Annotated in this window: 11 protein-coding genes and 1 pseudogene; 8 read left to right on the plus strand and 4 right to left on the minus strand. The window is 56.7% G+C overall.

The window, feature by feature from the left end; genetic code table 11:
• Window positions 1-42: 42 nt before the first annotated feature.
• The 3 genes from BLS87_RS10915 to BLS87_RS10925 are packed head-to-tail and all read right to left on the minus strand — an operon-like array spanning window position 43 to window position 2,059.
• The gene (locus BLS87_RS10915; protein ID WP_074752491.1) at window positions 43-375 is read right to left on the minus strand and encodes a hypothetical protein; all 333 of its coding nucleotides are present in this window, start codon (window positions 373-375) and stop codon (window positions 43-45) included.
• Window positions 372-1,580 (minus strand): PAAR domain-containing protein, encoded by a 1,209-nt coding sequence (locus BLS87_RS10920; RefSeq protein ID WP_074752492.1) that lies wholly within the window; start codon window positions 1,578-1,580, stop codon window positions 372-374. The genes BLS87_RS10915 and BLS87_RS10920 overlap by 4 nt, the downstream gene beginning before the upstream one ends.
• Before the next feature lie 44 nt (window positions 1,581-1,624).
• The gene (locus BLS87_RS10925; RefSeq protein ID WP_074752493.1) at window positions 1,625-2,059 is read right to left on the minus strand and encodes a DUF1795 domain-containing protein; all 435 of its coding nucleotides are present in this window, start codon (window positions 2,057-2,059) and stop codon (window positions 1,625-1,627) included.
• A 280-nt stretch (window positions 2,060-2,339) separates the two neighbouring features.
• On the opposite strand from BLS87_RS10925, the pseudogene BLS87_RS10930 reads away from it, so the two are divergent.
• From BLS87_RS10930 to BLS87_RS10960, 7 genes and pseudogenes are all read left to right on the plus strand, one after another.
• Window positions 2,340-3,473: pseudogene (locus BLS87_RS10930) on the plus strand (RHS repeat domain-containing protein); the annotation flags it as partial.
• Window position 3,474: 1 nt separating this feature from the next.
• On the plus strand, window positions 3,475-3,873 hold the full coding sequence (locus BLS87_RS10935) for a hypothetical protein (protein WP_074752494.1): 399 nt from the start codon (window positions 3,475-3,477) through the stop codon (window positions 3,871-3,873).
• A gap of 278 nt (window positions 3,874-4,151) precedes the next feature.
• On the plus strand, window positions 4,152-5,849 hold the full coding sequence (locus BLS87_RS10940; protein WP_074752495.1) for a molecular chaperone HscC: 1,698 nt from the start codon (window positions 4,152-4,154) through the stop codon (window positions 5,847-5,849).
• A 563-nt stretch (window positions 5,850-6,412) separates the two neighbouring features.
• On the plus strand, window positions 6,413-7,687 hold the full coding sequence (locus BLS87_RS10945; protein ID WP_143024354.1) for a hypothetical protein: 1,275 nt from the start codon (window positions 6,413-6,415) through the stop codon (window positions 7,685-7,687).
• Window positions 7,688-7,901: 214 nt separating this feature from the next.
• A complete protein-coding gene (locus BLS87_RS10950) occupies window positions 7,902-8,600 on the plus strand; it encodes a sulfotransferase family 2 domain-containing protein (protein WP_074752497.1) in 699 nt (232 codons plus the stop codon).
• A complete protein-coding gene (gene cysC, locus BLS87_RS10955; protein ID WP_074752498.1) occupies window positions 8,593-9,252 on the plus strand; it encodes an adenylyl-sulfate kinase in 660 nt (219 codons plus the stop codon). Before BLS87_RS10950 ends, cysC begins: the two co-directional genes overlap by 8 nt.
• 108 nt (window positions 9,253-9,360) lie before the next feature.
• On the plus strand, window positions 9,361-10,491 hold the full coding sequence (locus BLS87_RS10960) for a mechanosensitive ion channel family protein (protein ID WP_074752499.1): 1,131 nt from the start codon (window positions 9,361-9,363) through the stop codon (window positions 10,489-10,491).
• Between the two features lie 175 nt (window positions 10,492-10,666).
• Here the strand turns inward: BLS87_RS10960 and BLS87_RS10965 are convergent, their stop codons facing one another.
• Window positions 10,667-12,154, minus strand: a complete 1,488-nt coding sequence (locus tag BLS87_RS10965) for a YdgA family protein (RefSeq protein WP_074752500.1) — start codon at window positions 12,152-12,154, stop codon at window positions 10,667-10,669.
• 217 nt (window positions 12,155-12,371) lie between these two features.
• Between BLS87_RS10965 and BLS87_RS10970 the strand changes: the two genes are divergently transcribed.
• Entirely contained in the window at window positions 12,372-13,064 is a 693-nt protein-coding gene (locus BLS87_RS10970) for an HAD-IA family hydrolase (protein ID WP_074752501.1), read from the plus strand.
• Window positions 13,065-13,090: the final 26 nt, after the last annotated feature.

Raw genomic sequence — 13,090 nt, forward strand, 5'->3', positions numbered from 1 at the left:
CAGTCAAGCCCTCCACCCAAGCACTTTAAAGGTGGTTTACTTTCAGACGACTGCCAAGTGGTAATCGCCAGGCTTCGACCATGAGACCCGAATGAATTTGCCGCTGATCAAATTCATGTCTCTAAGAAACTCAAAAACCTCCGCCGGGCACCATTCCTTTCCATCGGAGAAAGCAACATCCATTGCTTGAAGCGCCTCGAAGACTTTCGCTTTATGCGCGTCATCCGTCGTAACAACGGTCAAAATTCCAGGCTCCGCGCCAGCCAAAAATCCTAGCGAGGCAACACTTTGATAGATATTGGGGTCCAGCATATTTAGACGAATGACATCATCATCCGCTTTCTCAACAAATGCTTTCAACTGCCCATTCATCATTGTACAAAAACCTCTGTTAACGTTTTTATCCCATCCATATCAGTGGTAGGGAGTGACTCGACGACCATTTCTGGCGCGCCACCTGGCAAATGCTTGCCTGGCCCTAGGAAATATTGATTGCCCTCCATCGGGCTTCTCGGCATACGGTCCAGAATATTCGCGACTTGCCTGATTTTGAAACCGTTTTGCAGCGAGCCTTTCTCTAAACCGAAAGCATTCTCCAATTCGGCTGCTTTTTGGGCGGAAATCGTCATTTTGGACGTACCTGAAAAATCACCAATTACGTCGGAAATACCCTTGTTATCGGAAATATAACTGCCGTTTCGACCAATAGTCGAATATCTGTCCCAGGAAATTGGGCTGACATTGAATCCGGTATTGTCTTTGAGCATTTGCGATTGGCGTTGGCGGGCCAGAATAATCCGCTGTTCGGCGGTAGCAGGTTCACGAGCAAGCTTCTGCCCTATACCCAGTAACGCCATACCGGCCACGCCCTGCAAAAGATCGCGATAGCCTGGACCAAGCCGATCACCCAAATCTCCAAGTAGCGCCATTCCGCCCAATACAGCGCCGCCGATAACGACGAACCCGGCGAGTGCAGCTGCACCCGACATTGCCGCAAGCACCAGCGCACCACCTGCAGCCAGCAGGCCCAGTGCTTCAAGGCCTGTGTGCATCCAGCCTTCGATGTCGAGAACGAAGGCAACCGATACCGTCGGGCCTCCGATGAATGTGTTCTCACTGCCACTTTTGATGTGCGCGCCACAGGTCATTTTGCTGTGGAGACGCGCGGCGGGCTTACCGTTGATGTAGACGGTCGCGCTGCCCTCAGCAATAAGCACAGGGAAAGGCCAATAAGGATGGCTGAGCGGAAGGCCGCTGCACGAGGAAGAGGCATCTTCATCCGCGCGCATGGCATTGCGGCTGTTGATATACACGTCGAGACTGCCGCGTATGAGCGTCCCGGTCGTGGGCTCCGGCAGATTGAAAATCGTGCTCAGACCTTTGACGATCTGGGCAGTCGACAAGCCGCCAGCGGCGATGGATCCGGCCATGATCGCGAGCGCCACACCGCCGGTCGCCACGGTCGCAGCGACCACTGCTGCACCGATGAATGCGCCCGCCACGGCACCACCAATCATTGCGCCAGCCCCAAAGCCGTGAGCTATCTCGTCTCCTAGACGTGCTGCGGCCTGTGCATCCATAGCGCTACCAACATCCTTGATTAATTGACGTGATCGTTGCCTGGCTACACGGCCGCCGATCTAGGCGTAAGCGTCGCCATTGCTTGCTTCCACGCCCGCTCGTGATGAATCAGATCGCCGGGGGTTGTGGTTAATGTAGTAATCAGCACTGCCGGCTTATGCTCCACAAATACTTGCCGCAACATCAACTCACGCCCCTCACGCTTCCAGCTGTAATCCAACAGGGTGGCGGCGTGACCATGCAACACAAAATCCCAAGTTTGAATGAGCTTAAATGCAGGCAATTGCTGCTCAGCGCTTTTCAACTGGTTAGCAACATACTCGGCGAATGAATCATTGCCTTGGCCAGCGTCACGGCTGATGACGAAACTGGCTTCACTGGCCCCGTTTACTGCGGGCAATTTAAAAATGTTGATACTTTGGTCTTGCCAAGACGCAGGAATTTCGAGTTCAGCTTCTTGTGTCCGATAGAGAGTCATGATGCATGTACTTTCCATGCAGGCGATTGAGCCGGCGAACGTGAAAATTTCAAGCAGTACTCCTCAACAAACTGGCGATGTGAGGGGATCATTCCACTTTCCGGGCAGCAAACATGAGAGAAAGCGGATGCTTAATCTGTAGTTCATTTCCGAAATTCCCGTGGGCACTCGGTTTGTGCTTCAGCTCCCAGCTAAATGTGACTCGCGGAAACCTGGGTGATCTTCACTTCGTGTAAACACCGGGTGTGTTGGTCGGGTGATGTCGGAGTGATAATGAATAAGTCAGGCCAGCATTCACGGTAACAGCGAAACCTTTGCCTACGACGCTGCCGCAAACCTCTTGGACGGGCCGCTTACCGGTGTAGGATGGGTGCAGCACAACAGGTTGCTGACGTATCAAGACAAGCGTTATCGCTACGACGGCTTTGGCCGCATGGTCGAGAAACGCAGCGCGCGACAGGGCACGCAACGATTCGTTTACGACGCTGAAAGCCGCCTGATCGAGGTTCACAATCCAAGCGGCAACGTCGTCTGTATGAGCTATGACCCGCTCGGCCGACGCATCGGCAAAAGCGAACACAATTCACAAGGCGTTTTGCTCGGCGAAACCCGATTCACGTGGGATGGCCTGCGACTGTTGCAGGAGCAGCGCAACAGCCAAAGCAGCGTGTACCTCTATGCCGAAGGCTACGACCCCATCGCCCGCGTCGATGGCTACGGCGAAATGGAGAAGATTCGCTACTACCACAACGACCTGAACGGCCTGCCCGAACAGCTCACCGAAACCGACGGCGCCACGGTCTGGCAGGCACGTTACCGGGTATGGGGCAGCACCCTGGAAGAAACCCGTGAGCCGTATTTCATCGAGGAGCAGAACCTCAGGTTTCAGGGCCAGTACCTTGATCGCGAGACCGGACTGCACTACAACACCTTCAGGTTTTACGACCCTGACATAGGCCGGTTTACTACGCCGGACCCGATTGGGCTGGCGGGCGGGCTGAATTTATATCAGTACGCGCCGAATCCGATTGGATGGGTGGATCCTTGGGGCTGGAAGCCATGCTTCCGCGATACCAAATCACAGGCACATGCAGAGACGATTATCCGAAAGCATGGCGGTGTTGCAGCAGGTGAAAATCGATACAAAATGCCTAATCGACGAGCCGCAAGACAGGCGGGGGCGGAGATTGCGGGCGACTTGGGTTCTAGGCCCCTTCCCATAACAAAAGCAGACTTTCGAGGAGGTCCACCTTCATGGAAAAACTCTCAAGGGAAGATTGGGATGAAGAATCAGTCAGAAACCGCTGGCTGGAGAGATGACTCGCCTGGACATCCTCAGTTAGGTGCTGGCCCCCATGTGAACGCCTGGAACATCGAAAAAGGCGTTACATCTAATCTTCATTTGGACTACTGAGATGAAAAAAATAGTCATACGCTCAAGTTCAGACTTGCAAAAAGCCTTGGAGGACGAGGTAAAACCATTTTGGTACACAGTGCTTCATGACAACGACCAATTTTCTGAGCTTGCAGAAAAGAATCCTTGGAATCAGGACGCTGTCGAGACTCAGAAAAAAGTTTATCTTTCAGATGATTGCGTAATTACCCTGCGCCCGGCGCGCTACGCGTTGAAGATTGACGGAGCGGGCGATTATGAAAAGGATCACTATTTTTTAGAGTTATCTAATCAAGACGGCTCCACCATCCTCAGCTCGGCTAGCGTTTACACGTGGGTGGATGTGAACGCAATGGCGTTTTGCTTCAAAGGGCTGTCATTCACTGCCGCGATGCGCGTCTGGAAATCAAAAAAGCCTTAAATATCCATCGGCGGGTGCGCATTGGGCACGGCGGTAAAATTGTTTTCTACAGCGAGCTCGCCTGCGCACTGAAGAACACCGTTACGACGGCGAAGACATAGCCAGTGAAGCACCTTTGCTATCGCTTAAACGGATGCTTGACCCTTCATCGAATCCCACCGGCTCCCGCCCAAAAAACTCAAGGTAAGCAAGCCAAGGCCGATACGAACTAATTACACCGTACCTTTCCCGTCTACCCAGCACAGACACACAGCAGTCCCGCAAGGAGCACGTTCGGCATGATCGTCGGTATAGATCTTGGTACCACCCACAGTCTGGTCGCCGTTTGGCGCGATGGGGCTACTCAATTGGTCAGTAATGCATTGGGCGAGTGGTTGACGCCGAGTGTCGTGGGGCTGGATGACGATGGGCATGTGCTGGTGGGCAAGGCCGCGCGTGAGCGGTTGCAGACGCATCCGGGCAGTACGACGGCGTTGTTCAAACGCCACATGGGCAGTGCGCATGAGGTGAAACTCGGTTCGCGCAGTTATCGCCCGGAAGAGCTGTCGGCATTAGTGCTCAAGAGCCTGAAAGCCGACGTTGAGCGTGCGTTTGGCGAGCCGGTGACCGAAGCGGTGATCAGCGTGCCGGCGTACTTCAGCGATGCCCAGCGCAAGGCCACGCGGGTGGCCGGTGAACTGGCGGGTTTGAAGGTCGAGAAGCTGATCAACGAGCCGACGGCTGCGGCGCTTGCCTATGGTCTGCACCAGAAAGAAGGCGAGACGTCGTTTCTGGTGTTCGATCTGGGCGGTGGCACGTTCGATGTGTCGATCCTCGAGCTGTTCGACGGGGTGATGGAAGTTCGCGCCAGCGCTGGGGATAACTTCCTGGGCGGCGAGGATTTCGATCAGCTGTTGCTGGAGCACTTCGTGACGCTGCACCGGAACGAGAGCGGTTTTCCGTCGGCTGTTGCGGTGAAACAGTCTCTGCGTCGCGAAGCGGAGCGCGTTCGCAAGGCGCTGGGACAGGACGCGAGCGCCGAGTTCGTGTTGCGTCATGCTGACCGCGAATGGCGCAAGACGGTGACGCAGGATCAGTTGATCGAGTTGTATGCACCGTTGCTGGATCGTCTGCGCGCGCCGATCGAACGTGCGCTGCGCGATGCGCGTATCCGGGTCGCGGACTTGGACGAGATTCTCCTGGTGGGCGGAACGACGCGCATGCCGTTGATCCGCAAGCTCGCCGCCAGCTTGTTTGGTCGCTTCCCGTCCATCAGCCTCAACCCTGACGAGGTGGTCGCTCACGGCGCGGCGATTCAAGCGGCCTTGAAGGCTCGGGATGCGGCGCTTGATGAGGTCGTGCTGACCGACGTCTGCCCGTACACCTTGGGCATCGAAACGATGCACCGTGTGGGTGATAACCGCTTTGAAGGCGGCCACTACCTGCCGATCATCGAGCGCAATACCGTGGTTCCGGTGAGCCGCGTTAAAACCGTTAACACTGTCAACGATCAGCAGCAGTACGTGGTGGTGAAGATTTTTCAGGGTGAAAGCCGCAAAGTGAAGGACAACGTGGCCTTGGGTGAACTGGAAATCGCGGTACCTCGCCGCCCTGCCGGCGAGGTTGAGATCGACGTACGTTTCACCTACGACAACAACGGCATTCTGGAGGCCGACGTACGTATTCCGTTAACGGGAGAAGCGCACACACTGGTAATCGAGAACAATCCTGGCGTGCTGACGCCTACTGAGATTCAAGAGCGGCTGAAGGCGCTCGACTCGCTGAAGATCCATCCGCGCGACCAGCAAGTGAACACACACATGACGGCCCAGCTTGAACGGCTGTATCAGGAGTACCTGGGCGATGCCCGGGAGCTTGTGGGGTCTTGGGCCAGCCAGTTCCAGCGTGTGCTGGAAACTCAGGACGAGCGAAAGATCAGTGAGGTGCGCCGACAACTCGCCGAGCAGGTCGAACGCTTCGAACGAGGGGATTGGTGAGCAGTATGAATCCTTGGACTTTGCTGGGCCTGGACGATGACGCCGATGAACGCGCCATCAAACGCCAATACGCCAAACTGCTGAAGATTACGCGCCCGGATGATGATCCTGAGGGTTTCCAGCGCCTTCGGGAGGCCTATGAACGCGCTCTGAGTTGGGCACGCAACCGTGCTGATGATGAGGACGATTTCAGTACGCCCACCACCACAGTTGAGCGCCTGTCAGACGCTTTCGCCGGGGCTGCACCAGTAGCCAAGCAACCGATACCGGGTGACACATTCATCATTGATCGGGCGGCCCCTGATCGGATTGCAGAGTCCATCGTGCATCAGACTGCGCGCGAGTTGCTGGAGCAAACCACCGCGCAGAATCTTCAGCAGCAACACCAAAACGCAGTGACACAGAACTGCGATCTGCTATTCCAGCAGTGCCTGCTGGAGCGCTGTCTGGAGGGCGACCCATCGGACCTCGACCTCCTGACAGTTGCCGTGATCCATTTGCGTTGGCTGACGCCTTGGCAAAGCATGCGTATCAGCGCGGACCATGAAGTTCAGCTGACGCATATGTTGCTGGAAAACGAAAGCGCCAGGCTTGAGCAGATGCTCGCTGACGACCAAGAGCCCGCTTTCCTGGCGGCACTGGAGCAACTGGCCCAGCGCCCTTGGCTGGCAGCCCTTGAGCGTCGCGACCAGTTCCAGCGCTGGGCAATGTTTTTTCTGCACAATCACAAAGGCTGGACCGCCGCCCTGTTTGACAGAGTTTGCACGCTGTTCGGTTGGGACGACGGCAAAGGGGTGTTCCCAGAACCTGAGTTCATCTGGCGACACTTGATCGAGCGGTGTGAGAAATACGCTTACATTGAGCACTTGCAGAAGCTGATCAACAACGCCAATACCGACAATGCTGAGGGCAAGGCCGCCCGGATGGTTCTCAACCCGGGCCGCAAAGTAGAACGTCTGCGCTTGGCACGCTTCTTCGGCGCAGACGATTGGATCGCCTGTGAACGCTTGTGCTCGACTCTCAAAAACCGCTACCCGGACGTGGTAGCGGAATTCCCCAACGCCGATTTGGAAAGCTGGCGTAGCCTGCAGGTTGCCCCAATGATCCCGGCCCTTTGGACTTGGTTCGGCTGGCTGTTGTTTTCATTGTTTTTCATGGTGCCCGACGCGATCATGTCCGGAAAAAAACTGGATGGCATCGGTGCGACATTTATTCTGCTGATATTTCCCCTCACTGCGGCAGTTGTGTGCCGACTACTGGCAGGAATATGGGCTCACGTGGTGAAGGTGCTTCAAACCACTGATGAATGGCTAAGCGACCGCCTGCTTCCAGAGTGGTTGCACTGGCCGGCATCTCAGGCACTTCTTTTGCGCCATGGCACTCCGCTGATATTGGTCGGCGCAACGGTAAGTTTGCAAGGTCCCGCCGCTCTGCTGTGCTACACACTGCTAATGCTGGCCTGGATATTCCTGTCGCCCTATCGCCACCCTCAGATTTATGCGCCAGCCAGAGAAGCGATCAAGACGTTCCTGCATTTCAATCAAGGCAAGATCCTTCTTTCGGTCGCCGTGATCGCTGCGTCCATAATATTGGTCAGCATCTACCCGCCTCAGCGCCATGACTTGCGTATCCCAAACGCAGGACAAACCGCATCGGCTGCCAGTACGCTTGATTGCAGCAGTGATCAGGCCATGGAATTGATGGACAAGGAGTGCAAGAACTCACTGATGCCTGAGCGCTGTGCCAAGAACACCCGTGAGCAGAAGATCAGCCAGTGCTGGCGGATCAGGGCACGCTTGCAGGGCAGCCTGGACGGTCAGCACGCAACCCATCCCTAAAAGCAACAATGCTGTTTACGGCAGAGCATACAATGCCGTAAACAGCCCAACGACTTACGCATCATTATAAACAGTCTGAAAAGTACCAAACTCCCTACAAAAATCTACAATCGCTTACATCAAAATCTTCAGCGTAAAGTATTTGCAAAGTTTCGCTCATGTGTTTTTACTACCTGTAATCTGAACGTCGCTTCATACTTCGTTACAGGCCACCCTGATGAATCATTTACTCTGGAAGTTATTCCCCAAGCAGCATCGTGAGTTTTTGCTGGAGCGGCTGTCGGTCGTGGATCGTCAGGTGATCAACAAGACGCTGTCGCGCAAGGCCCGGTTCCCCGAGGCTTTTGACCATTTCGAGTGCATTTTCATTCATGTGCCGAAATGCGCAGGCAGCAGCGTGGCGATGTCGATCTTCGGTGACACACCCACCGGCCATCTGCCGCTGTATTGGTATGAAAAACAATTCAAAGAACGCTATGAGCAATACTTCAAGTTTGGCTTTGTACGTGATCCATTACATCGAGCACTGTCGGCTTATCGTTATTTATTGCAGAACCCGCAGCAGCGGGATAGAGCCGCTTTCGAACTGGTCAGCCGTTATTCGCGGTTCGATACGTTCGTCGATGGCTGGTTGCACCCGGAGAATGTATCGAAGCAAATACACTTCGCGCCGCAATACCAGTTCCTGCAAAACAGCATGGGGCAGATTGCGGTGGATTTCATTGGCCGTCAGGAACATCTGGAAGCGGATTTCACCGCATTGTGCGAACACCTCGACATCAACGTTCAGTTGCGCCACCTCAACCGTTCTCCCGGGCCACGCTATCAGACGACCGGGTTGTGTTCAGACGCCTCGCGCAAACGGATCCGCGAGGTTTACGCCCGAGACTACGAGTTGTTTTCCTATGACTGATGCCCGCGCAGAACCCCGCCCAATGATCATCGCCTCGCCCCTGTCGGTGCCCCAGGCTGATCGTGAATCGCTCAAGCGCCAGCGCGCATGCTGTATCTGGTTCACGGGGTTGTCCGGCGCCGGCAAAACCACGCTGGGCAATCACCTCGACCAGACATTGGTCGCCCACGGGCTGCACAGTTACTTGCTCGACGGTGACCGTCTGCGCAGGGGCCTGTGTCAGGATTTAGGGATGAGCGAAGAAAGCCGACGGGAAAACGTAAGGCGCATTGGCGAGGTCGCCAAACTGATGGTCGATGCCGGGCTGATCGTGATTGTTTCTGCGATTTCGCCCTATCGGGAAGACCGCGACGCCTGTCGGCAGCATTTCGCCGAAGGGCAGTTCATCGAAGTGCACGTCAGTACACCGTTAAGCGAATGCATGCGCCGAGACGCTAAAGGCTTGTACAAGGCCGTGCGCGAGGGGCGGATCCGTAACTTCACCGGCATCGACAGCCCTTACGAAGCGCCTATGGAGCCTGAGTACGTGGTCGACACCAGCGTCGATCACGGCAGCCAGTTCATTGACCAGTTACTCGCGCAGTTGCTGGAGACCCGCCCACGCAGCGGCGCCTATAGCGCCTTTACCGGCTCGCACGCTCTGGCACGCTGATCTCGGGAGGGATGACATTCGGGCAATTGTCCTGCGACCGGGGAACGATGAGGAACTGAGGGGTTCACACTCCTTGTCTTTGAACCGTCTTCCTCACGAGTGACCTGTATGGAACGCGTACTCCCGGACGCCTGGCTCAATGCCCTGCCGTTGCCTTGGCTCAATACCCTGATCGCCGCGACCGTTGCCGTGTGCATCGCACTGGTGGTGCGCTGGATTGCGCTGGTGATACTTCGACGCGTCGCCAAATCGTTCGTCTTCGCCCAACAACTTATCCACCGCGCAGAACCGCCTACGCTCTGGCTTATCCCGCTGCTGGCGCTGCAGACCGTATGGACGTCTGCGCCCGATGATCTATTGCTGATCAATGGCGTGCGTCATCTCAACGGCATGCTGGTTGTGGCGGCGTTCACCTGGCTGGCACTGGGTTGTGTAAAGGCCATCGGTGAAGCCGTGGCGATCCGCAACCCGCTGGACATTGAGGACAACCTTCAAGCGCGACGCATCCAGACGCAGGTGCGGGTGCTGGTGCGCTGTTTGAATGTGCTGGTGTTGCTGTTCGGCACCGGTTTGATCCTGATGAGTTTTCCGCCGGTGCGACAGATCGGCACCAGTTTGCTGGCTTCCGCCGGGCTTGCAGGCCTGGCGGCGGGTTTCGCGGCCAAACCGGTGCTGGGCAATCTGATCGCCGGGTTGCAGATCGCTATTTCACAGCCGATCCGGTTGGACGACGTGGTGATCGTCGAGGGCGAATGGGGACGCATCGAGGAGATCAGCGGCACCTACGTCGTGCTGAAAATCTGGGATGAGCGGCGGATGGTGATTCCGCTGCAATATTTCATCGAGAAGCCGTTCCAGAACTGGACCCGCAGCACGTCGAGCCTGATCGGGTCGGTGTTTCTGTGGGTGGATTATTCGCTGCCGCTGGAAGAGCTTCGGGCCGAAACGGAGCGCATCTGCAAAGACATTCCGCATCTGTGGGATGGTCGAGTCTGCGTGCTGCAGGTCACTGATACAACGGACAGGGCGATGCAGTTGAGGGTGCTGTTGAGTTCGGTGGATTCGTCGCGCAGCTGGGATGCCCGCTGCCACATGCGCGAGCGGTTGATCAGCTTCGTCGCCAAACAATACCCGCAATGTCTGCCACAGCTGCGGGCGGAGATGTCGTCACGTAACGTGAAGCCTGAGCGAGACACTCATGAGCCGCCAACCGAGATCGCGCGTCAGCCACCGGTGTGACAGCGGTCGCCTGGAAGCCTTGGCCCTTCAAGATCAAATGTAGGAGCCGGCTTGCTGGCGAATGCACGGTGTCAATCAGCAGAGTCATTACTGATCGACCGCGTTCGCCAGCAAGCCGGCTCCTACAGATTCTGTCGCCTGTGCGGAGTAAAAGACTGCACCAGACGACCTGACCTCACTGCGCCTGATTGAACATCACTACTTTGCCCATCATGGCGGCGGCAAACTGTTGGGCACTCATTTTCACGCCGTTGAAGTCCACCACGTCGTTGGCGTAGTGCAGGCTGGAAGTGATGTTGTCACCTTCGACTTTGCCCACTTGCAACATGATCGCCATACCGCCAACCGACTCGGCAGCGCCTTTGGCCTGTTCGGCGATGGCGGCGTGGTCGGTCTGTCCGTCCGACAGCGCCTGCAAGCTGGCCAGATCCTGAATCATCGGTTTGGACAGCAGCAGTTTGGCGTCCAGCTGAGTCACCAGCTGTTTGAGCAGCGCGGCGCCCGGCTGATCAAGCGAGGTCGGGTTGCTCAGGTCCATCGACAGGCTGAAATGACTCTCGCCATTGGCGGTTTTCAGCGACAGCTTTTCCAGTTCGATGTGCGGCTTGGCTGACAGCAACTTGCCGACTTCAGCCTGCACCAGCGCCTGATCCGCCGGGCTCAGGTGTGGCGTGTAGGACTCACCCATGGCCGCCGCGGCTTGGGCCTGTGGCTGGACTTTTTCCTGATAGATCTGCAACAGGGCCTTGGTCGACGCGATGTCGAAGTTGGCGAACTTCCAGACCATCTGCGATGAGCCAATGGCCTTGCCGTCGAACGTGATGTTGCCGATGTCGTAGGTGACTTGCGCGTTCAGGTTGCCCTCGACTTCCTGCAACAGACTGGTGTTGACGAAGTCCTTGAACTGCACCGGCGGACGACCTGCGGCCTGGAATGTCGCCGAGCTCACTTTGGCGTCGCTGTGACCCAGGTAGAAACCCGACTTGCCATTGGTTCCGCCGGTGTTGAACGTCAGATCACGCAGGGACAGGCTGACCGGTCCTTCTTCGGAGGTCGCGGTGACGTCCAGGCTGCCCAGCACGCCGTTGGCTTCCAGCTTCTCGCCGTTGGCGCTGCCCGATGCGTTGAGGGTGAAACCCGAGAATTTGAATGAGCCGTTCTGATCGTCGAACTGGAATGGCAAGAATTCGATGCGGCCCAACGCAGCGCGATCGTAGCCCATGCTGAAGTGCCCGGTCAGTGGCGCTTGATCATGGGTCATGGCGAACCACTTCTCGGAAAACACGTTCTTTTCGAGCGCCATGTTGCTGGCCGCCATGACCGGCACCAGATTCAGCGACTTCACGCGGCTCCACGGAAAAGGGCCGTGCTCGATGTTATCCACAAACAGCAGCTCCACCGGCTGACCGCCATTGAGCTTGGGGTTCTGGACGATGAATTTGTAATGCGCGGTGCTGGTGAAGAAGTGGCGATCCAACGACAGCAACTCGACGCTCGCACTGCCTTCGTGGCCAACGAACGCGGCCTGAATTTGCTGATTACCTTGCTGGACAGCATCACCGAGCACGCCTTCCAGGCGAGTCCCCGTGTACCACGCACCGGCAGTGATGAGTGCGCCTGCAACCACGACGACGCCTACGGCAATGTTGACTGATTTTTTCATGTGTCGACTCGAAGATGTCCGTTCTTGAAGAGAGGTCGTGTCTTCCCTGACCCCGAAAGGGTTTCGGCGTTGCGATGCAAGCGCCGAGCAGCACCTTGCGCTGCCGAGAGCCCGGCGAGATTAGCATCTGCCGAGGGTATTTTGCAGGTGTTGCGCCTAGCCACGGCCTTCGCCAAGGCGTTAGGCTGGGCATCAATCTGCAAACGGGATCGATGAGATGAGCAACGTGCAAAAGCCAAAGGGGCCGATCAAGGCGGTGATTTTCGACATGGACGGCCTGTTGCTGGACACAGAAGGCATCTATACCGAAGTCACCAATACCATCGCCAACTGGCACGGCAAGACGTTTGACTGGGCCGTGAAACAGCATTCCATCGGGCGTGGATCGCAGGATTTCGCGGAGTACGTGATCAGCGCGCTTGAGCTGCCGATGTCCCCGGAAGAATTCCTCACCGTCCGCCAACCGATGCTCGACGAGCGTTTCCCGCACGCCCAGCCGATGCACGGCGCCGAAGCGCTGGTGCGTCATCTCGCGAAACACAATATCCCGATTGCCGTGGGCACCAGCTCCTCGCTGCATTACTTCCACGCGAAGACGAGCAATCACCGCTCCTGGTTCGAGCTGTTCAAGCACGTGGTCACCGCTGACCACAAGGACGTGAAGGCCGCCAAGCCGGCGCCGGATATCTTCCTGACCGCTGCACGCCTGCTGGGCGTCGATCCGAAGGAGTGTGTGGTGTTCGAGGACTCGCCGTTCGGAGTGACCGCCGCCAAAACCGCAGGCATGTACGCCGTGGCCGTGCCGGACTCGCACATGCCGGTGGCTCAATATGCACATGCTGATCTGATGTTGGGTTCGTTGGCGGAGTTTGCGCTGGAAGACTGGGGTTTGCCGGGTTATCACGCCTAACGCGAGTCTGCTCGCTCCCGCCGTGC

It is taken from the genome of Pseudomonas abietaniphila (assembly GCF_900100795.1).
In the GTDB taxonomy this organism is placed as follows: domain Bacteria; phylum Pseudomonadota; class Gammaproteobacteria; order Pseudomonadales; family Pseudomonadaceae; genus Aquipseudomonas; species Aquipseudomonas abietaniphila.